The organism is Bartonella sp. OD88NMGDW, assembly GCF_042193775.1.
Lineage (GTDB): Bacteria > Pseudomonadota > Alphaproteobacteria > Rhizobiales > Rhizobiaceae > Bartonella > Bartonella grahamii.
The window spans coordinates 234492-259064 of sequence record NZ_JBHIMA010000002.1 but is presented as its reverse complement, the minus strand read 5'-3'; the positions used below and the strand labels follow the sequence as shown (position 1 = coordinate 259064).

At 37.5% G+C, this 24573-nt stretch carries 22 protein-coding genes; 9 read left to right on the top strand and 13 right to left on the bottom strand.

What is annotated here, in order from left to right:
* Positions 1 to 1701 precede the first annotated feature (1701 nt).
* Positions 1702 to 2556, bottom strand: a complete 855-nt coding sequence (thiD, locus tag ACFIJR_RS02675; RefSeq protein ID WP_375626066.1) for a bifunctional hydroxymethylpyrimidine kinase/phosphomethylpyrimidine kinase — start codon at positions 2554 to 2556, stop codon at positions 1702 to 1704.
* A gap of 129 nt (positions 2557 to 2685) precedes the next feature.
* Here thiD and ACFIJR_RS02670 point away from each other — a divergent pair, with 129 nt between their 5' ends.
* From ACFIJR_RS02670 to ACFIJR_RS02660, 3 genes are all read left to right on the top strand, one after another.
* Positions 2686 to 3483 (top strand): lysophospholipid acyltransferase family protein, encoded by a 798-nt coding sequence (locus ACFIJR_RS02670; RefSeq protein WP_375626067.1) that lies wholly within the window; start codon positions 2686 to 2688, stop codon positions 3481 to 3483.
* Between the two features lie 719 nt (positions 3484 to 4202).
* On the top strand, positions 4203 to 5294 hold the full coding sequence (locus tag ACFIJR_RS02665) for a D-alanyl-D-alanine carboxypeptidase family protein (protein WP_375653467.1): 1092 nt from the start codon (positions 4203 to 4205) through the stop codon (positions 5292 to 5294).
* Positions 5295 to 5705: 411 nt separating this feature from the next.
* On the top strand, positions 5706 to 6767 hold the full coding sequence (locus ACFIJR_RS02660; RefSeq protein WP_375653464.1) for a CobW family GTP-binding protein: 1062 nt from the start codon (positions 5706 to 5708) through the stop codon (positions 6765 to 6767).
* Positions 6768 to 8336: 1569 nt separating this feature from the next.
* Here the strand turns inward: ACFIJR_RS02660 and ACFIJR_RS02655 are convergent.
* The 4 genes from ACFIJR_RS02655 to ACFIJR_RS02640 all read right to left on the bottom strand — a co-directional run bounded on the left by ACFIJR_RS02655 (position 8337) and on the right by ACFIJR_RS02640 (position 11237).
* A complete protein-coding gene (locus tag ACFIJR_RS02655; protein ID WP_375653462.1) occupies positions 8337 to 9086 on the bottom strand; it encodes a L,D-transpeptidase family protein in 750 nt (249 codons plus the stop codon).
* Between the two features lie 38 nt (positions 9087 to 9124).
* A complete protein-coding gene (locus ACFIJR_RS02650) occupies positions 9125 to 10081 on the bottom strand; it encodes an acetyl-CoA carboxylase carboxyltransferase subunit alpha (RefSeq protein ID WP_375653525.1) in 957 nt (318 codons plus the stop codon).
* Positions 10082 to 10159: 78 nt separating this feature from the next.
* Entirely contained in the window at positions 10160 to 11098 is a 939-nt protein-coding gene (locus tag ACFIJR_RS02645) for a site-specific tyrosine recombinase XerD (protein WP_375653460.1), read from the bottom strand.
* A 1-nt stretch (position 11099) separates the two neighbouring features.
* Positions 11100 to 11237 (bottom strand): hypothetical protein, encoded by a 138-nt coding sequence (locus ACFIJR_RS02640; RefSeq protein ID WP_375653529.1) that lies wholly within the window; start codon positions 11235 to 11237, stop codon positions 11100 to 11102.
* 121 nt (positions 11238 to 11358) lie between these two features.
* Between ACFIJR_RS02640 and ACFIJR_RS02635 the strand changes: the two genes are divergently transcribed.
* Positions 11359 to 11991: a shikimate kinase gene (locus ACFIJR_RS02635; protein WP_375626296.1), complete on the top strand. Its 633-nt coding sequence runs from the start codon at positions 11359 to 11361 to the stop codon at positions 11989 to 11991.
* Positions 11966 to 13099 (top strand): 3-dehydroquinate synthase, encoded by a 1134-nt coding sequence (aroB, locus tag ACFIJR_RS02630; RefSeq protein ID WP_375653457.1) that lies wholly within the window; start codon positions 11966 to 11968, stop codon positions 13097 to 13099. The genes ACFIJR_RS02635 and aroB overlap by 26 nt, the downstream gene beginning before the upstream one ends.
* Before the next feature lie 239 nt (positions 13100 to 13338).
* Here the strand turns inward: aroB and ACFIJR_RS02625 are convergent, their stop codons facing one another.
* Positions 13339 to 13518: a hypothetical protein gene (locus ACFIJR_RS02625; RefSeq protein ID WP_273722333.1), complete on the bottom strand. Its 180-nt coding sequence runs from the start codon at positions 13516 to 13518 to the stop codon at positions 13339 to 13341.
* Here ACFIJR_RS02625 and ACFIJR_RS02620 point away from each other — a divergent pair.
* Both ACFIJR_RS02620 and ACFIJR_RS02615 read left to right on the top strand, forming a co-directional pair.
* Positions 13517 to 13912, top strand: a complete 396-nt coding sequence (locus ACFIJR_RS02620) for an MliC family protein (RefSeq protein WP_375626078.1) — start codon at positions 13517 to 13519, stop codon at positions 13910 to 13912. The two genes, ACFIJR_RS02625 and ACFIJR_RS02620, sit on opposite strands and share 2 nt — an antisense overlap.
* A gap of 17 nt (positions 13913 to 13929) precedes the next feature.
* A complete protein-coding gene (locus tag ACFIJR_RS02615) occupies positions 13930 to 14322 on the top strand; it encodes an MliC family protein (protein WP_375626080.1) in 393 nt (130 codons plus the stop codon).
* Between the two features lie 16 nt (positions 14323 to 14338).
* On the opposite strand, the gene mnhG is transcribed toward ACFIJR_RS02615, so the two are convergent.
* The 7 genes from mnhG to ACFIJR_RS02580 form a co-directional block, all read right to left on the bottom strand.
* Entirely contained in the window at positions 14339 to 14749 is a 411-nt protein-coding gene (gene mnhG, locus ACFIJR_RS02610; protein WP_375626082.1) for a monovalent cation/H(+) antiporter subunit G, read from the bottom strand.
* Positions 14746 to 15027 carry a K+/H+ antiporter subunit F gene (locus tag ACFIJR_RS02605; RefSeq protein WP_375625542.1) on the bottom strand — a complete coding sequence of 94 codons (282 nt, stop codon included), beginning with the start codon at positions 15025 to 15027 and terminating at the stop codon, positions 14746 to 14748. The genes mnhG and ACFIJR_RS02605 overlap by 4 nt, the downstream gene beginning before the upstream one ends.
* Positions 15024 to 15509, bottom strand: coding sequence for a Na+/H+ antiporter subunit E (locus tag ACFIJR_RS02600; protein ID WP_375626084.1), 486 nt, complete (start codon positions 15507 to 15509; stop codon positions 15024 to 15026). The genes ACFIJR_RS02605 and ACFIJR_RS02600 overlap by 4 nt, the downstream gene beginning before the upstream one ends.
* The gene (locus ACFIJR_RS02595) at positions 15506 to 17128 is read right to left on the bottom strand and encodes a monovalent cation/H+ antiporter subunit D (RefSeq protein ID WP_375626086.1); all 1623 of its coding nucleotides are present in this window, start codon (positions 17126 to 17128) and stop codon (positions 15506 to 15508) included. Before ACFIJR_RS02595 ends, ACFIJR_RS02600 begins: the two co-directional genes overlap by 4 nt.
* Entirely contained in the window at positions 17128 to 17469 is a 342-nt protein-coding gene (locus ACFIJR_RS02590; protein WP_375626088.1) for a Na+/H+ antiporter subunit C, read from the bottom strand. Before ACFIJR_RS02590 ends, ACFIJR_RS02595 begins: the two co-directional genes overlap by 1 nt.
* The gene (locus tag ACFIJR_RS02585) at positions 17469 to 20390 is read right to left on the bottom strand and encodes a monovalent cation/H+ antiporter subunit A (protein WP_375626090.1); all 2922 of its coding nucleotides are present in this window, start codon (positions 20388 to 20390) and stop codon (positions 17469 to 17471) included. Before ACFIJR_RS02585 ends, ACFIJR_RS02590 begins: the two co-directional genes overlap by 1 nt.
* 229 nt (positions 20391 to 20619) lie before the next feature.
* Positions 20620 to 21117 (bottom strand): BA14K family protein, encoded by a 498-nt coding sequence (locus tag ACFIJR_RS02580; RefSeq protein WP_375653455.1) that lies wholly within the window; start codon positions 21115 to 21117, stop codon positions 20620 to 20622.
* 167 nt (positions 21118 to 21284) lie between these two features.
* Between ACFIJR_RS02580 and ACFIJR_RS02575 the strand changes: the two genes are divergently transcribed.
* Complete coding sequence (locus ACFIJR_RS02575) at positions 21285 to 22382, top strand: carboxynorspermidine decarboxylase (RefSeq protein WP_375626298.1); 1098 nt, start codon at positions 21285 to 21287, stop codon at positions 22380 to 22382.
* 53 nt (positions 22383 to 22435) lie between these two features.
* Positions 22436 to 23674, top strand: a complete 1239-nt coding sequence (locus ACFIJR_RS02570) for a saccharopine dehydrogenase NADP-binding domain-containing protein (RefSeq protein WP_375653452.1) — start codon at positions 22436 to 22438, stop codon at positions 23672 to 23674.
* Positions 23675 to 24573: the final 899 nt, after the last annotated feature.

Sequence of the window (24573 nt, the reverse complement as noted above, 5' to 3'; positions counted from 1 at the left end):
TATGATTGATAATTTACTATCTGTTACTGATAATTATAAAAAACTCGAAAGCAAATATTTAAAACTACAGTTACATCATAGTTTGTTAGATGGTTAATCTGTTAGTCAATTAATAGAAAAAATCTTCGCTTTATACAATAACCAAAGGAGCTTCAAAACCCTTTTAAAGGTCCTTTATGTATATTGTTTCTTTTTTATATCACAGTTGATAATGAGAAATATCTCACGCTAATTGTATTATTTTTACACGAAATAAACTGTTTTCACCTACTATTTGAATAAATTAAGTTTTTGAGATTTCTGGCACATCATTTGAAATGACAAAAGAAATTTTCCCTTGTACTTGTGCAAACAGCGTAGACATCCTTCGATAACCCTCTTGCTTGAACAAATTCTTATCCAGAATAATCTTCAACACGAAAATAAATCAATAATTTGATTCATAAAGGTAATTTATTATTATTCATATTGAGCAATCATCTCAAATATCATAGGATTATCTCATTTCAAATCTCTATATATTAAATCACTCACAATCATCTGCTTACACATCACAAGCGGAATTGATGTATCAATGAAATTCACTTGAAGAAAGGAATAAAAGTTCTTCTTATAAACGCTCTAAAATACCAAAGCTTATCGCAACATTGGGAGCTAAAAATAGTATAGGGGGCCCCTTTCACCTTAAAAACATAAAAATGGGAAGCATAATAGCTTTATACACTTCATAGGAGCTTTAGAGCATTCACGGACGTTATTATAAATGATGGATGTGACACACCTTGAGAGAAATCTCTTTAAAATAAACATGTGAATTAACAATGTAAGTGCATTCTACTTGAAGCATACTATTTTACATGAGGAACATAACTTCAATCAACGTAAAATAAGGTGTTGAACAGTCATAGCGCACAATAAAATCAGATCGTTTTAAATACTTAATGATGAAATCCGTTAAATGACAGAATAAAAATTCAAGTTTGAAAAGATTAAACCACACGCTACAGATCTATTGAAACTCCGATTGAGCGATCAACTACTTTCTCGCTAAAACTTAATCACTATAAATATAAAAACCTTAAAACCCGCTCTAAATCCGTGAAAGTTTCTAGATCTTGCTGTATTAAATGTTGAAACTCCTCACAGCTGCTCATCTGAAATGTCAGCAATTTCATAAAGCAGTTCCATAAAAAGAGGATAATGACGTTGTAATATCCGAAAAAATTCACCACATCGCCTGAAAAATCATTGATAATTCCATCAGGACGTATCAATTACCATTTAGAAAACCCTACCCATGCCGACAAAAACTCTGTAAATGTTAGATATATTCAATAATTTTGATAACGATTTTGGCTCATCCTGTTTTGCAACCAATATAATAAACAGCAAATATAGTGGGATCAGCCAGTTTCAATATCGCCTTGTAAAAGGCCTTTCCCCCTACCCTTTTTTCTATCAAATCCTGATTTTACAATTCCTTGCTCTCTTTTTTATACTCAAAATTGCCTCTGAAACAGGATACATTAATCTTAAAAAATATATAAAAGAAACAAATTATAACATTTTTTTCTCATCCTTCTTAATACGAAATAACTGTTAAACTACAATGCACTAACACTTACCAGTCATAAATCCAAAACAGCATATAATGACGAAACAAATTCATAGAGTGAAGATTTTTCACAATCAATTGTTGTATTAATCTTTCCATAATGCATAAAAATGATGAAGCGGCCCTCGCCCTTTCCCTACTTTTAAAGCATTTGAGGCAGTTAAAGCGCCATGCAAATAATCTTTTGCTTGTTTAACAGCGCAATCCAAGGGTTGGGTAGGTAACAGAGCTGCAATAGCGGCAGAAATGGTACACCCTGTCCCATGATCATGAGTGGTTGAAAGACGAGAAGCTTCAAGCATAAAAAGGTTTTCACAATCACAATAAAGATCTGGACTAGAACAATCGTAATTTTCTGTACTATTTCTGCTAAGCGTATTCAAATGTCCCCCTTTTAACAAAACTGCATGACACCCTAGCGCCAAAAGTCGTGGAGCATATTGATACATAGTCTCTAAAGACCATTGCACTTCACCTCCCAATAACAGTGCAGCTTCAGGCAAATTTGGCGTGATCAAAGTTGACATCGGCACAAGAACGTCACGCATAATTTCAATTGCATCAGACTTTAAAAGAACATCACCACTTTTTGCAACCATAACCGGATCAAAAACAATGAAACGCGCTTTATGATAAGCAAGACGTTGTGCAATAACCTGTGCAATCTGAGCATTTGCAACCATACCAATTTTAACGGCATCAACATGGATATCCTCAAAAACAGAATCAATTTGATCTGCAACAAAAGAAGCATCTAATGCCTGAAAAGAACGCACACCTTGAGTATTTTGTGCAACAACAGCTGTAACCACACTCATACCATAAGTTTTCATAGCTGAAAAAACCTTCAAATCCGCCTGCATTCCAGCGCCACCAGAAGGATCTGTTCCCGCAATAGATAAAATCCGTGGAATAAAAAGTTTATCTTTTTGTAATTCCATCAACCTCTTTCCTTCTGTTTTTAAATATCGGAAAATAAGTTACCGAAAAAATAGATGTTTGAAAAAACATAAAGAAGATGTTTTCTCATGTGAGTTATATTATATATGAAGTCTTCTTATAGATATAAAATGGAAAATGTAGTGCTTATCCTTCGTTCTATTCTTTTTACGTTCGCTTTTTATACAACAACTCTCATACAAATGATTCTTTACGCTCCCGTTTATTTTTTAATGCCCCGCAAAAAGGCATGGATTGTCCCTAAAACATGGGCGCGCGTTACACTCTTTTTGCAAAAATACATCGCAGGCACAAGTTATGAGATTGAAGGATTAGAAAATCTTCCCAAAGGACCCTATATCATTGCTCCAAAGCATCAATCGGCTTGGGAAACTTTCAGTCTTGTTCCCTATTTTGATGACCCCACTCTCATTTTAAAACGTGAATTGATGTGGATTCCATTGTTTGGCTGGTATATGGCAAAAACACAAATTATCCCCATTAACCGCACAACGCCCATCAAAGCCTTAAAAATGGTTATACAAAAAGCAAAAGAGAAAGTAAAACAAGGGCGCCAAATCTTGATTTTTCCCGAAGGAACACGCCGACAACCCGGTCAAGAACCAGATTATAAGTCAGGAATTGTCGCGCTCTATAATGAATTAGGGCTTCAAGTTGTGCCTATTGCACACAATGCGGGTTTATATTGGCCACGCAATAATTTTCGCCGCTATCCCGGAACAATTCGTGTCCGTATTCTTCCCCCGATAGAAGCTGGTTTAAGCAAACGTGATTTTCTAGATCAACTTGTCCAAAAAACTGAAAAAGCATGTGATGAACTGCTTCTCTTAGCAGCTCAAGATCCTACCCCTCCTCCTATGCCACCATACGCTGTTCAGAAACTTCAAAAACTAAATCATTCATCATGAAACAATGTGCTGATTGATTAGAATAATGCATCACTTTGTATATTGGTATATTGAGCAGAGTATATGGAACAAAAATATAAGAAAGATACTTCAAACTTTCTAATTCAAAATTATAAAACACATGTACATTACAAGAAATGATTGATGTGTGAATTTTTTTGAGAAAGAATTCTTTCTCTCTTTAAAATCGTTTAAAAAACATACATCATATTGATTTATAAGGATATTTTATCTTTATTCAACTTGAATGAGAACCATGAATACCTTAATATTCTCTCATTTCAAATCTATTCCATTTTGAATTAATTAGAATCGTTTGCTTGCACATTACAAGCGAGGATATCTGTGTGAATAAAACGATACAAGAAAAGATTAAAATGCTTTTTACGAACCATCTTAATCTCAAGTGCCGAGGGCTATCCTACCAGGAGGACAAGAAAAATGTATGATTATGCCGATTCGTTCCTTCCTGAGAAACATCAATCCCCCAAGAACCTGAAATCTTGTGCAAGCTTCATTATTTAAAAAGTATTTCTTGAGATACTTAAGCCATCAAAACAAATTCAAGGGAAAAATAAAAATGAGTATTGGTTTTTATCTCCGAGACACAACGAATACAGCAATTAACCATCTTTCCTCCCTAACCTAGACTTAAAAGCTTTGTGTGCTACATTAAAACAATTCTAAATAACGAATAAGAAGGAACTAGATTTAAATTAATGCAACGTCTCTTCTATAATTTATTTTTTTCTGTGATTTTGAGTTTATCGAGCGCTGTTGCTCTAGCGCAGCCTTTTATTTCTGTTGATGTTACAACGGGGCATATCTTAAAACATAATCAAGCTTTTGAGCGTTGGTATCCTGCTTCCTTGACAAAATTAATGACCGCTTATGTTATTTTTCGTGCCATGAGCCGAGGAGAAATTTCACCAGACAAACATATCACCATCAGCGAATACGCCGTAAAAGCTCCTTCATATCGTTCAGGCTATAAAGCTGGTTCCGTACTCACACTTGATACAGCCTTAAGTATCACCATGGTTAAATCTGCCAATGATTTAGCCATTGCCATGAGTGAAGCTGTTGCAGGTTCACAGAAAAATTTTGTACGTAAAATGAATAGCGAAGCTAAACGTTTAGGCATGTTTGGAACGCATTTTGCGAACGCAAGTGGTTTACCAGACTCTCAAAACTACTCCACGGCACGCGATATTGCTCTTTTAGCCGTTCAGATACGTCGAGAATTTCCACAATATGCTCATTATTTTTCTATTCCAGCAATTGATTTTGGTAATAATCGAAAAATCCAGCATAACTCAAACAACCTCATTGGCCGTTTTTATGGAATAGACGGTATGAAAACAGGCTTTATTTGTGCCTCTGGTTTTAATCTTGTTGCCTCAGCCACCCGTAATAAACGTACAATTATTACTGTCATTCTAGGTGCTAACAACATAACTGAAAGAGAAGAAAAAGCTGCACAACTTCTTGAAACAGGATTTTTGCACCAAGGAAGCCCCCGATTAACACTAGCAACATTAAAACCTTATGGGAGAAATATAACACAAGCCAACAATATGAGACAACAAACATGCACACCGGAAGCCATAAAAATGCATACAAATTCATATGATGATCAAGGAAATATTATCCTCACCTCACCTTTTATCACTGCTCCACCTCCTTTTTCTCATCCTTTACCAGTACACCTCATTCGTACGCCACAAACACCTAAAATAACAGTAAAGCCACTAAGAAAGCCCCATAGTTCGTATAAAAGACGCGCAAACCATTCTATAAAAAAGCCATAAATCATAATCTACGATTAATTATAAATACTTTGATTTATAATGATAATTAATTATTTGTATCTTATGTCAGAACCACAAATGTTGTAAGATTCTCTCATTTCAAATCTGTATTTGTTGAATCAATAAAAAACCAGTTTCTTGCACGTCACGAGGTAGAGGAACATGTAGATAAAATAATTAAAACAAGGAATAAAAATTCCTCCTATAAGTTCTTTCAAGAACCAAGAATTATCATAACATTGACGCTAAAAAAGTGTATGATATACCCCGAATACACCTACCTTTATAAGTGTAAAGATAGTGATACAATGGATTTCATAGGGTATTAACCATTATATCGGACACCATTATAAATTGGTTAGACGTACTGAAATATGTTTTTTTAAAACAAAACCATGATTGATGATTAACATGAAAATAAAGCGCATCCCTCTCACGCTTATTACTGGTTTTTTAGGCTCTGGCAAAACAACTTTGCTCAACCGTATGTTACAAGACCCTCTTTTAACAGAATGCGCTATTATCATCAATGAATTCGGTGAAATCAGTATTGACCACCTTCTGGTTGAAAAAACGACAGAAGGAATTATTGAGCTTGCCAATGGTTGCTTATGCTGCAATTTACGCAGTGATCTCATCGATACATTAATTGATTTAATAAATCGCGTTCAGACAGGACAGATCAAACAACTCCATCATATTATCATTGAAACCACAGGGATGGCTGATCCCGCCCCTATTTTACAAATACTTTTAAGCCACCCGTTGTTTATTCAAACATTGTCTATAAATGCTGTTCTTGCAACATTCGATACATTAAGCACACTTTCCATATGTGAGCGCTATCCTGAAATATATAAACAATTAATATTTGCTGATAAAATTATTCTCACCAAAACAGACCTTATGGCTCAACAAACGCTTTCAGATACGCTCCTTAACACACTTAAAACGATTAATCCTACAGCACAAATCATTGACGCCCATTCTGAAGATTTCTGTTCAAAGCTATTAATAAATAACACATTATGGGATGAAAAAGTAGAAAATACAAAACTTAAACAAAATCTTACGAATACCCCACATGATCATACCCCCCATAAAACCATTCGTACCTTTTCACTCAACTGTGAGGGTCCTGTTGATTACGCCACAATTGAAGCTTTTTTAGATATCCTACAAGAGCGTTATGGTACAAAATTATTACGTATTAAAGCAATTATCGCATTGCGTGATGACCCTTATCGCCCACTTATATTACATGGCGTACAAACATTTTTTCATCCTCCCATAAGATTGCCAGAATGGCCAAAAGGAATAAAACAAACACGTTTTGTCATCATTGCCGATGGTGTTGAAAAAGAAGCAATACAAAAGCTCCTCAAAGCTTTCTTTAATAAACCAGCAATAGATACTGCAGACAAAACAGCTCTCTTAGAAAATCCTCTAGTCATTCCAGGAATAAAATTTTAATTTTTTCCCCCCTTCAATGATACACCATTAAATTCATTGGCACCACCATCTTTATGCTTTTAAAGGAGCAAACCGGCATCATCACACACTTTGCTAATCCCCAATGTTGAAACAAAAGCTCTTGGCACTTGAAACGGTTCGTAAAAAGCATTTTAGTCTTTTCTTACACAGCTTTACCCACACGGCTATCCCCGTTTGTAATGCGCAAGCAAATGGTTTTAATTGATTCAACATGGAGAAACTTTGAAACGGGAGAATCCTACGGTATCCAAGATTCTAATTCAAGTTGAATAACACTAAAGTATCCTTATAAATCAATATGTTATAAATTTATAAACACTCCTATTCAAGTTTATTCACATAATGGAATAAAAAATAAGAAAATACACATTTTTAACAATGCTTTCTACACAATAATGTCTCCTATAAAATTATCCGTACCTTTTCACTGGACGGCAAAATCACTATAGACTACCACAATTGAAATTTTTTAGCTCTCTTACAAAACCGCATGATGCAAAATGACCACGTATAAAAACACTCCAACGCTAACATATTACCCTTATCTGTAAAATAGTCACCCTCACACAAAATAGAACATCATTGTATCGCGAACTCACGCATTCGTTAAAAAAACCGTCTCTCAATACGCATCATCCCTATTTCAAAACGCTACCTACAAATAATATAATACAAAATTCTCCATAAAATGTATAAGCCCCATTCTCCATCTTTACTCCATAAATATGCAAGCTGGTAGCCTCATGCTCTTGCCAGTTGAAAATGCTTTGGAAAACCTTGGTACTTTAGAGTACTCATGAGAAATATCTGTACTCCTTTCTTTAAGAGTTTTATTCACATGCCAATTCAATTTTATGACGTGCAAAAAATGGTTTCGATTAATTCATCATAAACAGATTTTAAGATAAAAGAATCTGATGATATTGAGTCCCTCAACTCAAATTGCAAAATGATAAATTATTATAAATCAAATTGTTATGATGAAAAATTTAATATCCATCAATCTGTAATCAGATTGTTTTCTCTCTAAATGCGCTTCATCTGCAAACCACTTCATGTGATTCATTTCACAAACCGATTGGACAAATTCTTGGTTCTAAAATATTCTGCTCAACTCTATATTTACTCCAGCTAATTGAAATCAAAATCCCTGTTGAGGCAAAAAACAAAAATCAGACAGAGGCAATATCGGATTTTAAAATATGTGAATGTATCTTATATAACAGCATGATAAGACAATATTTTACAGCATGAAAGAATAAAACTCTTTGAAAGAAATAAAAAGAGAGGCGAATTTTATGTTAACTTACTCTTTATTAAAAACGACGATTAACACCACTACCGATGTGCAAACAATCCAACTTCTTTGAGAAAATTCCTCCTGGCTTTCCACTTCATCTAATTTACTTACGCAAAGCTCTATGAAAAAACTCTGCGCTTTAAAATATTAACTACTCACTTAGACACCTTATGCGTAAAGTTTTTGCATATCCTGTATCGCCATTTATAAGTGATCGTATTTACGGGTGCAGCAGGATACAATAATACTCACTGCATTAGAGAAACTGAAGTTTTATCAATATCGCGATTAAAAACGTAACGTTTTCCATAAACTTCAACAGTTGGAGGCTGACGATTTTTTTCAAAAAAATCATAACCTTTCTTAAGCATAACCCAGAATTGATAATGAGGATCATTGCTATGACGTAACATATTATCCTCGGTCATGCGGAAAGGAAAAGCCTGCAACTGAAACTCTCTTTGTCCTCCTTTAAAAGCATCCCGTGCAAACGCATAAATCTGAGCCATGTTCTTATCACTCATAGAATAACAACCTGCGGAAAAGCAAGAACCATGCACCATAAGATTGCTTCCTGTACGACCATTTTCCTGATCATAAAGGTTAGGAAATCCTATATTAAAAGAAAGATAATATTTTGAATAAGGATTCATTTGGTTTGCGCTAATAGTGTAAAACCCCTCTGGTGTCTGAAAATCTCCTTCTTTATATTTAGGTCCAAGCTTACCAGACCATTTGCAAATGCCATAGCGAGCAACCAAGATAAAAGGCCCTGAACGAGATTGCTTCCAAACTTCAGCAAGATTTTCTTCCTTGAAAAATCGCATTACAATTGGTGCATAAGGATCAATATCGTATAAAGCCATTCTGTTCTGGATTTCTTGTGGCAACGGCTGCTCAACTTTGGCACGAATAGAAGCTGGCAATCTTCCCCCACATGCCGTCAATATTCCCATTAAAAACAACACACACACAGCGAGGAATCTTCTAAATGTCATCGAATAAAACTCCAATCAATCCCCTCACAAAAAATAACCTATGTTAGAGATCGACCAATTTGAAGGTATTTTTCCCTTCGCTCTTGTTTAAGAGCTTCACCATCTTTTCCAGCCATAGCTTTTAACGCCTCTGAAATAACATCACCCGTTGCATCAATGACAATCTCTTTGCCACGATGCGCCCCCCCTAAAGGTTCCGAAATAATGCCATCAATAATCTTTAAGCGATACAAGTCTTGAGCGGTAATACGCATATTCATTGCAGCATCTTTTGCACGAGCTGGATCACGCCATAAGATAGAAGCTGCTCCTTCTGGTGAAATAACAGAGTAAATCGCGTGCTCCAACATATAAACTTTGTTGGCTGCAGCAATTGCTATCGCCCCTCCAGAACCGCCTTCTCCAATAACAACGGAAACCACAGGAACTTTCAAACGCAAAGTTGCAGCTGTTGATTGAGCAATTGCTTCCGCTTGCCCACGTTCTTCAGCGCTTACCCCAGGATAAGCACCTGCAGTATCAATAAAAGTGAGGAGTGGCAAACCAAAGCGGTCAGCCATTTCCATAATACGTACAGCTTTACGATATCCTTCTGGGCGTGCAGAACCAAAATTATAGCGCAAACGTGTTTGTGTATCGTGACCTTTCTCTTGACCGATATAAGCAACTGCTTCTCCCCTAAAACGTGCAAACCCAGCTTGAATAGCCTCATCTTCAGCAAACTTGCGATCTCCTGCCAAAGGCGTAACATCACTCAATAGGCGTTTAGAATAGTCCATAAAATGGGGACGATCAGGATGACGAGCCACTTGTGTTTTTTGCCATGGCGATAATTTTTTATAAATATCGCGCAATGCTGTTTGAGATCGCGCTTCAAGACGAGCAATCTCATCACTCATATCAAGACTGCCTTTTTCCTGAGAAATTTTTTTTAATTCAAGAATTTTCCCATCAAGATCAGCAACTGGTTTTTCAAAATCAAGATAATTATACATTTGTACCAACTCATTCAGTGTCACTTATACACTTATAATTTGCTTTATAAAGTCTTTTTCAAAAACATCACCTTTTCTTTAACGAGCCTTTTGCTCATCGGCAAGTGGATGATGCTCATTGACTAAACGATAAAGTCCATCTTCCAACACATGGGTATAAATCTGAGTAGTAGAAATATCAGAATGACCTAACAAATGTTGAACTGCACGCAAATCAGCACCATTTTGCAAAAGATGGCTAGCAAAAGCATGGCGCAACACATGGGGAGAAAAGTGTTTACTTTCTATTCCTGCTCTTCTAGCGAGATTTTTCAACTCCCGCGCAACAACTTGACGAGCAATATATCCTGTCTCGGAATTCGCAGGAAAAAGATAAGGACTTGCGACATCCTTTCCCTGATCACGTAAATTTAACCACTGCAAAAGAACTTGATATGCTTTTTTTGATAACAGCACCATTCGTTCTTTTTTGCCCTTACCACGAACCAAAATGCTGTATGCTTTCCCCCGAACAGCCTGCACAGGCAAACTCACCAATTCACTAATACGTAATCCTGTTGCATAAAGCATTTCACTCAATAGCTGAAGACGCAATGCACGCAGATAATCCTTAGACCCATAATCTGCTTGATTGACTTCTAACTGTGCTAAATCAAGCAATTTTATCACTGCATCTTCACTCATGATTTTGGGCAAAGGGCGCCCCTGACGAGGTGCATCAATATCATGAGAGGGATCATCTGCTCTCAACCCTTCAGCATAAAGGAATTGATAAAACTGACGCAAAGTCGATAAACGGCGTGCTTGTGACGATGCTGCAAAACCAAAAGTATGCATAAGCGACAAAAGGGCAATTAAATCTTCTTTTTGTGCTGAAAAAAGCGAAACAGAGTGTGAAGACAATTCGTCTTGTGCCCACTGCAAATCATGCTGATAAGCCGCAAGCGTATGAGGTGAAGCTCCTCTCTCCGCGCTCATCATCTCAAGAAAATGATCTATCACAGCACCACTTTTCATTTCATTGATTCGCTTCCGTAGAAAGATTCCATGAATCCAAGGGAACATCGATGTACATATCCACAGTTACTGGTTCAACCCAAACCACAAGAGCACCCATTATAATGAAAAGAACAGAAAGCAAAATGAAAAGAATCATCAAAAATCTGGTCAATGTTGGCATAAGATAATAACCTACCCAAAAATATTCTATCTCGTATTATGCCTCACAAAGATTAACAGGAATTGACTTTAAGATGGATAAATGCCGAAATAAAGTTATGAAAAGCAATCGACCAAAACGCGTCCCTATAACACAAATAAAGAATCAGCTCTTATCGTCCCTTGATAAAAAAGCACTTGTCCTTGTTGGTCTTATGGGAGCAGGCAAATCAGTGATCGGAAAACGCGTCGCCACCATGCTCCGTTTACCCTTTTATGATTCTGACCAAGAAATTGAAAAAGCTGCGCAAATGACAATCACTGAACTCTTTGAAATTTATGGTGAATCAGAATTTCGTGCTCTTGAACAGCGTGTTATTCTGAACCTAATGAAAAAAAGTCCCCTTGTTTTAGCAACAGGTGGTGGTGCCTACATAAACGAAAATATCCGAAAAACCATTCATCAAAATGGTATATCCATATGGCTAAAAGTCGATCTTGATATCCTCATGCAACGTGTCTCAAAGCACCCAACACGCCCCCTGCTTCAAACAGCCAATCCTAAAGAAACCATGCAAAAACTCATGGAACAGCGTTATCCTATCTATGCAAAGGCAAACTTAACAATTAACAGTCATAAAGAAAGCCGTCATACCGTAGCACAAAATGTTATACGATCTGTAGAGCACTACCTATACACAGAAATTAACAATAGGGAAAATCAGCATGCAAACAAAGACCGTCACTGTTAAACTGGACAAACACTGTTATGATATCATCATTGGTCCGAGTCTGATTGCCCAAGCTGCTTCACAGATTAAACATGCTCTTAACAAAAAAGATCCTCATCCAACGCGCTTGGCACTTGTTACAGATACAAATGTTGCTTCCCTTCATTTGGAGATATTACAAGCAGAGTTAACAAAAAATAAAATTCATACTGTCCCTATTATTGTAGAAGCAGGAGAACAATCAAAATCATTTTCAACCCTGCAAGTTGTCATCGATCAAATTCTTGCTGCGCGTTTAGAAAGAGGCGACTGTGTTATTGCTTTTGGCGGTGGTGTCATTGGCGATCTAGCAGGATTTGCGGCAAGTATAATCCGCCGTGGTATGAACTTCATTCAAATGCCCACAACGCTTCTTGCACAAATTGATTCCTCCGTTGGTGGAAAAACTGGAATCAATAGCCAATATGGTAAAAATCTTATTGGTACTTTTTATCAACCGCAATGCGTTATTGCTGACACATGTCTTCTTGATACCCTACCACCGCGCGAATTTCGTGCTGGTTACGCAGAAATGGTCAAATATGGACTCATTAACCAGCCTAATTTCTTTGAATGGCTTGAAAAAAATGGACAAGAAGTCTTTTCTAATGGCCCTATGCGAACAGAAGCCATTGTCCGCTCATGCCAATTTAAAGCTGCCATTGTAGCACGTGACGAACAAGAAACAGGAGAGCGCGCGCTCTTAAATCTCGGCCATACATTTGGACACATGCTTGAAACAGCAACGGCTTATGAATCAAAGCGTTTAATTCACGGTGAAGCTGTAGCAATTGGAATGATTCTAGCGCATCAATTTTCTGCTCAACTAAATTTGATAAACCCCACACTTACACAACGCATTGAAGCACACTTCAAATCTATAGGTTTGCCTACACAATTAAAGGATATCCCAGGGAAGTTACCAGATGCTGAAAGTTTAATAACTCTCATTGCTCAAGATAAAAAAGTTTCGCAAAACAATTTGACCTTCATCTTAACACGCGGACTTGGTCAATCATTTATTGCAAAAAATGTCTCTCCGGAAGCAGTTTTGACTTTTCTGGAACAAAAATTAGCAGAAATTCGTTAATTCATATTGAATATAATTGATTCGTTTTTATACTTCTATTAAAGGAATAAGTATGATGATGTCTGCGTAGCTCAGTAGGATAGAGCACAGGATTCCTAAAAAAATTGGGCATTTTGAGGAGAAATCCTCAAAGTGAATCTGCTCAAATTCGGGGAAAGCTTCATGGGAGACTATATGCCAATCCCGAGCCAAGTCTCTCTTCAAATGAGAGAAAGGTGTAGAGACTGAACGGGCAGCACCTAAAGAGCAAAAGCTTCAAGGTGAAGAGACAGTCCAGACCACAAACAGCCGTGAAAAGCTGGCGGTGAAAATCGAAGTGGTATGAATCCTGGGGTCGCAGGTTCGAATCCTGCCGTAGACACCATCGTATCAATCAAATTATTCTTTGTGCGCAATATAGGAATATAGGGAAGCATCATGAAAAAAACTTTACATATTTTAGGATTTTTCACCGCTTTAAGTTTATCAATCTTCAGCTCAAACAATAGCTTAGCTGGTTCTTTTATCATTGAGGTACCAGACAATCCAGAGCCAAAAACAGAGACCATTACCTACCAGTGTGATACTGGAACAGGTAAAGAGCGCGTTGAGGCAGTCTATCTTAATGCTGACAATATTTCGTTGGTTGATTTCAAATGGAACGGTGATCGTGTCATTGCTGCTAATGTCATCGCGGCGACAGGAGCAAAATTTGCAGGAGCTCAGTATATCTGGTGGGAGAAGAACAAAGAAGTCATGCTTTATGACCTTTCTCAGGATCCAGAAGAAAAAAAACCTATCCTCTGTAAAGATGAGTCAACATTATTATTTTAAATAACACGGGAAATATTATGAAAAAAATTTCTTTTACTAAACAATTTTTCATTACTTTAAGTGTGTTCCTCCTAGGTTCAATTAATGCATTAGCAAGTTCTTTAGTCATTGAAGTACCAGATGATCCAGAACCAACAACAGAGACCGTCTCCTATCAATGCGATATGGGAACAAGCAAAGAGCATGTTGAGGCAACTTATCATAATGCTGGCAATATTGCGCTTGTTGATTTAAAATGGAACGGTAAGCGCATCATTGGTTCTAATGTAATTGCCGCTTCTGGAGGAAAATATGTAGGTGGTCAATACATTTGGTGGATAACTAAAAATGAAGCCATATTTTACGATCTTATTGATGATCCAAAAGAAGAAAAGCCCATCCACTGTGTAGAAGAAAAAAGCATAGAATAAGGAAGGTTCTTACATTTCAAGAACCGCGCTGGCTCTCATCGCTTGATGTTCCTTCTGACGTGGGTAACTTTTCCTCCGTCTGGTTTAATAAAAGAGCCAGCGGTTTTTCTGACTGTTCTTCTGAATGATGTCGATAAGCTGCTGTATGTGAGAGCAACATAGAAGCTACCGGTGCTGTTAAAAACAAAAAAAACATCAGCAACACTTCATGAAAAACAAAATAATGGTCCACAAATATTGAATAAAGAAATGAAGAAATAAGAATGCTACCAACACCCCAACTCGTACATACTGAAAGCATATGCAAACGCTGATAAAAACTGGAAAAACGCACCAAACCTATCGTTGCGATCAGTGTCAATCCAGACCCTAATATTAAGAAAACCGTGATAGCAATAGCCACCACAAGCGATACGTCATCTTTCATTCAATAATCTCCCCCCGCATAAGAAACTTCGCTAAAGCGATGCTTGATACACACCCCAACAACCCAATAATGAGAGCAGCAACAAAATAAATGGTTGTTCCTGAACGGATATCGAATGTAAGAAACAAAAGAACAGTGGTTATATAAAGAGCATCCAAACCAACAATTCTATCCTGTGCCCGTGGACCACGAATCAACCGAAACAATGCGAAGATCACCGCCAAACTTAAAAAAAACTGTGAAAAGAAAAGCCCCCAATAAAGGATCACCATACTCATAAGAAAATCTCCAAAAGTAATTGCTCATACCGTTGTTTTATCAATCGTTGATAATTATATCCTTTTTTTAAATTTAAGACATGGAGCAAAAGCTCACCCTTTTTACTATTATAGGCAACCCAAGCCGTTCCAGGAGTTGCCGAAAGGATGCACGCTAAAATAGCCAAAGCAGTGCGATTATGAAGCAGAAGAGGCACTACAATAAAGCCAGATCGCTGTTTTCGAGACCTTTTTGTTAAAACAAACCAAGCGACCGAGATATTTGAGGATATAGAATCTATTAAGACTCGAAAAATAAGACGAAAAACCGCACTCCAACTTTTAATAGCAACCTTCTCCGGTTCAAGGAGCCGTATCATCCAACCACAAAACAAAGCGGTTATAATGGCTAAAAGCAATTGCCCTAAACTAAAACCATTTAAAATAAGCCACATAAGGACAATGACACCACTGAAAAAAGGAGAAGGACAAAAACGATTCATTTATTCATCTCCCTCTTTTCGAGAGAAAAATCCGTTAAAACGCTCCCAATATAATTCTGAGGTTCATACAAAGTCTTAGCAGTTTCAGACATATAATGACTAACAGGACCGGCTACAATTGTTATAAGAAAACACAAAGCAAGAAGAACAGCAATAGGTGCAAATTCTATCACCTGCACACGGGGAACGCGACCTTCAAGAGAAACCCAAAAAGTTCGAATCCCCGTTCGTGTCAGTGCAATCAAAGCTGCAAAACCAGAGAGGGTAACAAAAACCACAAAAAGCCAATCGTGATAAACCGGAAGAGAGGCAAAAAAATCCTCTCTACTATGGTTTAAAACTGCCATGAACATCATAAGTTTAGCAACAAAACCAGAAAAAGGTGGCAATCCAATAATCAAAATGGCACAAATACCAAAACAAGCCCCAAGAATTGCCAAGGTTACAGGGAAATATGTGCCAACTTCATCTTCTTCCTCCTCTTCATCATCACCATAAACCTCCATTGTGACAGCCAGAACATTAGCAGCCACATCTTGACAGCGTTCAACCAACTCTACCAAAAGAAAAAAAGCTCCCAGTGCTAAAGTTGAAGAAACAATATAAAAAAGAGCACCTGCTGTCAGTGCTGCATTGCCGATCCCTATTGCTGCCAACAATGTACCAGAAGAGACAAGAACACTATAAGCTACCAAACGCACTAAAACTTGACTCGCCAATACCCCAATAAAACCAAAAATCATAGTGGCCAACCCACCATAAAACAAAACGGTATGACCAAAATGGTTAAAATATTCACTTTCAGGACCAAACCACAGCAGCGTTAAACGTAAAATAATATAAATACCCACCTTGCTCAAAAGCGCAAAAGAAGCTCCAACAGGCGCTACTGCTGCACTATAAGTTGGCACCAACCAAAAATTAAGCGGCCACATACCAGCCTTAAGCAAAAAAGCAATACCTAGAAGTGCAACACCTATTTCGAACAAAACAATATCTGTAGAAGATATATATTTTATTTTAACAGCCAAATCGGCCATATTAAGAGTACCAGCGACTCCATAAATGAGTGCTGTACCAACTAAAAAAAGTAATGAAGCAACAAGATTAACCACGACATAATGCAACCCTGCGCGTACGCGTGCCTGACCAGAACCATGCAAAGCAAGCCCATAGGAAGCCGTTAACATAACTTCAAAAAATACAAATAAATTAAATAAATCACCGGTCAAAAAAGCGCCATTTATCCCCACCATAAAAAATTGCATCAGTGACTGAAAATGAGAACCCGCTTTGTACCAATAAGCCCGCGCAAAAACCAGTACGCTAGTCACCAACAAGCTTGAAAGTAAAAGCATCATGGCGCTTAAACGATCAAGGACCAAAACAATTCCGAAGGAAGAGGGCCAATTGCCAAGCCGATAAACATCACAAGCCGGCGCTATTTCAAGAGTACGTATAATTAATAAAACAGCAATAACGACCGACAATCCCGCCGAAAAAAGACTAATCAATGATTTAAATTTCGAACGCCGTTCATCATAGAAAAGTAGAGCAGCTCCAGTGATTAACGGCAAAAGAATAGGCAAAATAAGGAGATGATGCACCCCTACTTCCATCACTGCACCTCACGTCCATCAACGTGATCTGAACCCGTTAAACCGCGTGAAACCAAGAGAATAACTAAAAATAAAGCTGTCGTTGCAAAACCAATCACAATCGCAGTTAAAACTAAAGCTTGAGGGAGAGGATCGACATAATTAGCTGGATTAATAACAGCAGTAGGATCAACAATTGGCGCAGCATTACTACGCGGTCTACTCATTGAAAACATAAAAAGATTGACACCATAGGAAATCAAAGACAAACCAAGAATGACTTGAAAAGTGCGTGGACGTAAAATAAGCCAAATTCCTGATCCAACAAGAATACCAATACCTAAAGAAAGAACAATTTCCATTAATTTTCCTTCTCTTTCAAAACAGGTTTCTTCCCGATTCGGTAACTCCGAATTGACTGGTGTGCAAGTGCAATTAAAATGAGAACAGTTGCTCCTAACACAAGAGAAAGCACACCAAAATCAAACAAAAAAGCAGATGCCATGGGAACTTTTCCAATTAACGGAAAATGAATATATCGAAAAAAGGATGTTAAAAAAGGATATCCAAAAAACCAAGAGCCCATCCCCGTTACGACTGACAACAATAAGCCAAAGCCCATCCAACGCAAAGGTAAAACTCTCAAATGCGTTTCCACCCACCGAATATCGCGTGCAAGATATTGTAAAATAAATCCTATCGCCAAAGTAATACCACCAACAAATCCACCTCCTGGCAGATCATGCCCTCGCATGAATAAATAAACAGCAAAAGCGATAATAATCGGAAAGAGCCAACCCATAATAACAGCAGGAACAGCTAAATAATTCAAAACTGTATCTCCCACATTTCGATTAGGCTGTGCCATATCAAAGGCTTTTTGAACACGTTGTTGAAAAGGTGCATCAATACTTTCAGGGGCAGGACGAAACCGCCGTAAAAGGGCAAAAACAGTGAGAGAAACAACACCCAAAACGACAATTTCTCCCATAGTATCAAAACCACGGAAATCAACCAACAACACATTCACAACATTGCGACCACCAGCATCAGAGTAAGCCTTGGTGAGAAAAAAATCAGAAATCGTCGTACCTTGAGGACGTGTCATCACTGCAAAAGAGAGCCATGCTACACCAGCACCTCCCACAAGGGCTATGATGAAATCACGGATACGACGCAAGCGCACGAAAAAACGAACAGGCGTTGGTGTAGGATTATGCAAACGTTTAGGCAACCACCGTAAACCAAGCAATAATAAGACGACTGTAACAACCTCAACAACTAATTGTGTTATTGCTAAATCAGGAGCAGAAAGCCATAAAAAGGTTGCACAAGTCATCAAACCAGCTCCCCCCGACAACATGAGTGATGCAAGACGATGAAACTTTGCTTGCCAAGCAACTAAAAGCGCACATAATCCGCCGACTAACCAAAGAGCAAGAAAAGGAATATCAACTGGAAAAAGCGGTAACGCCCCCGCTGAAATGAAACCATCGCACCAAAGTAAAAGACCAACAAATGCAAAACACACCCAAAAAATCCAGTGCAACTGTATCTGCAAACGGCGTGTTGATAAAATAGATTCCACCGCACGTGCCCATTTCCAAGAAATAATCACGAGAATACGTTCAAAAATACGCGGTCCATTTAAGTGACGAAAAAAAGGTGCTCCATCATCACAGGATAAAAAATAACGGTGCCCGACAGCGTAGAGCAATCCGCCTCCTAATAACGCAACAAAACTCATCACTAATGGAGTATTCAACCCATGCCAAACGGCTAAACTATAAGGGATTGTCATTGATCCTAAAACAGACACGACCGCGTTATCTAAAATAGGTCCTATAGTTAAATTAGGAAAAATACCAACGGCTAAACAAATAAACACCAAAAGCTCCATTGGTAAACGCATGAAATGCGGTGGTTCATGGGGAGTTTTGGGTAAATTGACAGGTTTTGGACCCAAAAAAACGCCATGAATAAAGCGTATAGAATAGGTTACACTAAACAAACTAGCCAGCGTTGCTACATAAGGTGCAATCCAATCGAGCCATGATTCCATATGCGTTTCAACAGCTTCAGCAAAAAACATCTCTTTCGATAAAAAACCATTCAACAAGGGAACTCCAGCCATCGCTGCACTTGCAACTAAAGCGAGAGTTGCTGTAATAGGCATAGAGCGATAAAGCCCTGACAATTTACGCATATCACGTGTTCCCGTCTCGTGATCAATAATACCAGCAGCCATAAATAAAGAAGCTTTAAAAGTAGCATGATTGGCCATATGGAAGATCGCTGCAACACAAGCAAGTGGACTACCAAGGCTTAAAAGCGTGGTAATCAATCCAAGATGACTAATAGTCGAGTAAGCAAGCAGTCCTTTCAAGTCTTGCTGAAACATGGAAAAATAAGCACCAAGAAGCAATGTCGAGAGTCCTGAAAAGCCAACTAGCCAAAACCAAGATTCTGTCCCAGAAAGCACAGGCCATAAACGAACAAGTAAAAACAATCCCGCTTTTACCATGGTTGCTGAATGCAAATAAGCCGATACGGGGGTTGGAGCAGCCATCGCATTGGGCAGCCAAAAATGAAAGGGAAACTGCGCACTTTTTGTTAATCCCCCCAATAAAATACAAATAAGGACAGGACTATAAAGAGAACTTGACCGAATCATATCTCCAGACTGAAGCACCTTATCCAAATCAAAACTGCCAACAATATACCCAATCAATAAAACCCCAATAAAAAGAGCAAAACCGCCAAAACCTGTGATCGTTAGAGCCATACGCGCACCCTCACGCGCACTTGCATTATGGTACCAATAGCCGATCAACAAAAAAGAAAAAATGCTGGTGAGTTCCCAAAAAATAACCAAAAAGACGAGATTGCCTGATAAGACTATTCCCGTCATTGATCCCATAAAGGCCAAAAAAAAGGAAAAAAATCGCGGTACAGAATCTGCTGGATCCATGTAATAACGTGAATAAATGACAACAAGCAGCCCAATTCCTGTAATGAGCAAGCAAAAAAGCCACGACAAACCATCTATACGGAGAATCAAATCGCTCCCACATTCTGGAAGCCAAGAAATATCTAAACGCACTATGTGGTTTTCGCAAACTTCTGGATAAAGCATTATTGTAAAAATAAGACAGAAAAGTGCAACAATCCCAGCAAACCATGCTTCATTATTTTTTGCTGTCGAGCGAAAAAAGCCAATGACAGCACTTCCACCAAAGGGAAGCAAAACGAGCAATATCAACATTGCTTCCCGTGTTGTCATTCTTTCAACTCCATCCTGTCCTTAATATTTTGTCATCGACAAAACAAAAACTTATATCCTCCCCCCATTCCACACTTAATGATAATAAGATTTAATAAAACTTAAAAGTATTTAAATTTTTCAAAAAAAACGCTTGCATGAAAATGCTACGCACCACGCAAGTTCTCTCTTTATTGTAAGAACAATAACGCCCACGACAAGAAGCAATTAAAAATTTATTTAATAATTTCTATCCTTTTAAAAAGCGTGATAAACACTGTTTACGCCCCCCGTGAAAAGGCTGAAAACTATTATCATTTTTATTATAAGAGCGATAACGCGCACGGCAAGATTCAATATGTTGTTTAAGCATCCATGGCTCTTTTTTTTCTAATTTTTCCGAAGAAGACGTTAAAAACACTTTTTTAGCATCTGGTACAACTTTTAATGATGCGCCTTTTGTGCTTAAGTGCCGTGATGTAACAAATGCCACTTCAGGATACCACCAATTATCACTATATTTACGATAACCACGCCGATAATGACGATAACCTTTAAAACCATTAAGTTCTCTACGCCCCGTAAAAATCAAAGGCACCGAACTATCTTGGACAGAAGTCTGAGTAACCAGTTTGGCTTTAGCATAACTCCTATTTTTCCCCCAATTAACAAGAGTAGTTGTTATAATGAAAAAACTGCTAACCAATACAAAAGCTAAAGCATAATATAATTTTTTTTTCATACTCATAACGCAAAACTCAAAATAATAAACAACAGTAATTACAGAAAGCCTTTCTCTTGCTAGACAGAAACAGATTCTTTTCTTAAGACTCTTTTTTCTTGAGACATTCTGTTACTCTTTGTACTAAACGTTGATCTTGGTAATAAGATCCTTCAAAAAAGAATGAATAAATGATGATAAAAACCCCCTACTATCTTATAGACAAATCGAAACTCATCAAAAACATGCAAACAATTTCTCGTTTACGGGAAATGTCTGGAGCTAAAATTTTACTTGCTTTGAAATGTTTTGCCACATGGAGTGTTTTTGATTTAATGTCTGAGTTCATGGATGGAACCACATCATCATCCCTTTATGAGCTGCGTTTAGGAAGAGAAAAATTTGGCAAAGAAACACATGCTTATTCGGTTGCTTGGGCCGATCATGAAATTGATGAAGCCTGTGGCTATGCAGACAAAATTATCTTTAACTCAATCCAACAACTTCAACGTTTTTCTAAAGCTAGCAAAACCATCCAACGGGGTTTGAGGTTAAATCCAGGAATCAGCGCATCCAATTTTGATCTTGCCAATCCCTCCCGCCCTTTTAGCCGCTTAGGCGAAACCAATCAAAGCGCTATAAAAGAAGTTCTACCCCTCATCAATGGCCTAATGATCCACAACAATTGCGAAAATGCTGATTTTAATCTTTTTAATCAAATGCTGAATCACATGGAAGAAAAATTTGCAGAACTTTTTTCTGCTGTTGACTGGATAAGCCTTGGTGGCGGAATCCATTTTACCGCTGAAAATTATCCTTTAGAATCTTTCGCAAAACGTTTAAAACAATTTTCTAAAACCCATGGTGTTACTATTTTTCTAGAACCAGGAGAAGCTGCTATCACCAAAAGCACCACATTAGAAGTCAGTGTTCTTGACACATTGTATAATGAAAAGAATCTTGCCATCGTTGACAGCTCAATTGAAGCACATATGCTTGATCTTCTCATTTATCGTGAAAATGCCAAATTAGAACCCAATCAAGGTCCCCATGAAATCATGGTTTGTGGAAAATCTTGTCTTGCTGGTGATATTTTTGGAACATTTCAATTTCAACAACCTCTTAAAATAGGCGATCGGCTGTCTTTTCAGGATGCAGCAGGTTATACAATGGTCAAGAAAAACTGGTTTAATGGCGTTACAATGCCTGCTATTGTTCTCAAAGAATGCGATGGTACACTAACACTTCAACGCCAATTCAGCTATAACGACTATCAGAAAAGCCTTTCATAAAGATCAACCATAAAAACGTCATACAACAGTATTAAAAAGGAGATGAACCTACAATGAAAAAAAATGTTCTCATTATTGGTGCTGGAGGTGTTGCACAAGTTGTTGCACACAAATGTGCTCAAAACAACGATATTTTTGGTGAAATTCACATTGCTTCACGAACACTCAAAAAATGTGAAGCCATCATTGCTTCCATTAAAGAAAAAAACACAATGAAAGAACAGGGTGTTCTCAAAAGCCATTCGCTCAATGCCATGAATGTAGAAGAAACTATAAAGCTCATCCAAAAGACCAAATGCGAAATTGTCATTAATGTTGGTTCTGCCTTTCTTAATATGTCTGTTCTTTCAGCTTGTATTGAAACCAAATGCGCTTATATCGATACAGCGATTCATGAAGACCCGTTGAAAATCTGTGAAACACCTCCTTGGTATGGCAATTATGAATGGCCTCGGCGTCAAGAATGTGAAAAAGCTGGTATAACCGCTATTTTAGGAGCAGGTTTTGACCCAGGTGTAGTGAATGCTTACGCAGCATTAGCGCGTGATAATTATTTTGATAAAATCACAGATATTGATATTATTGATATTAATGCCGGAAATCATGGGCGTTGGTTTGCTACAAATTTTGATCCAGAAATTAACTTCCGTGAGTTTACAGGACAAGTATGGTCATGGCAAAATAAAAAATGGACTTCCAATAAAATGTTTGAAGTCAGCCATGAATGGGATCTTCCCGTTGTTGGAAAACAAAAAGCCTATATGACGGGACATGATGAAATTCATTCATTATCAAAAAATCTCGATGTGGAGAATGTCCGTTTCTGGATGGGATTTGGTGAACGTTATATCACTGTTTTTACGGTTCTAAAAAACCTCGGACTCTTATCCGAACAACCGATTAAAACGGCAGAAGGTCAAGAAGTCGTGCCCTTGAAAGTCGTGAAAGCCGTCTTACCCGACCCTTCCTCTCTCGCCCCAGACTACACAGGAAAAACCTGTATCGGAGATCTTATTAAAGGCGAAAAAGATGGGCACCTGCGAGAAATTTTTATCTATAATATAGCCGATCACAAACAAGCTTTTCATGAAACTGGAGCACAAGGCATTTCCTATACCGCTGGCGTACCAGCCGCTGCTACAGCCCTTCTCATTGCTACAGGCGAATGGGATGTTAAGACTATGGTCAATGTAGAGGAATTACCACCCCGCCCTTTCCTTAAATATCTTGATCGTATGGGGCTTCCCACTTTTATAAGAGAACAACAAGAGGATAAAAAATTAGAATTTTAAATTTATACCTATAGAAAGCATATGCTTGATTTTTTAAGTTATCAGAAAACTGCCCAATGAAAACAAACTTAATATTCTCATGTAATTATGGTTTTCAAAAAAATTTTAGCTATTCGTTATATTTTGGCAACATTACGATTTCTTAACAACCTTAAAGAAGAGACATATCATCTTTCTAAGACATAACAAGCAATGATCAAGAAAAACAGAGAAGCAAAAACTAATTTAATCACACTGTATAACTTGTCATTATCATCAAAAAGATAGTGTGATAAAGAAAAGATATAAAAATACCGCTCTTTTAAAAAAGAGTGGTATTTTGTAGAATATTCAATCCCTCCCCTCTTTATCTTAAATGACAAAGATCCTTAACCCACTCCAATCATTAAACAATTAAATTTCTTTGAGCGAATTCCTCTTGGCTTCCCTCTTCACATGATTCATTTTCATATATAAAACATTGATTTATAACAATAAATATCATTTTCAACTTGATTAATAACGCTGAAAACTGTAATATTCTCTTATAAAAACTCTCAAATAATAAAGAGCTTTAGCAATATTGAGAACTGAAAAAGTGCATTATAACGTCAGCGTATACGTTTACTAAACATAAAGATGATGATGCACAAATAGGTCTTATAACAATTTGAATGAATTTTATATATTTCAAGAGGAACTTTACAGCTATACCATTCACGAGCACCATCGTGAAGTAGGTTTGCGCATTTTGAGAGATGTGTTCTTAAAACAAAGCACGCAAATAGGCTCAGAACCCTATCCTAAATATTTTATAATAGTATAAAAAACCACCCCATATGTAAAACTTTACATAAACCAAACAAACACCACCGCTCTAAACGATAATGCACAACAGGATAATCAATAAAAACTACACA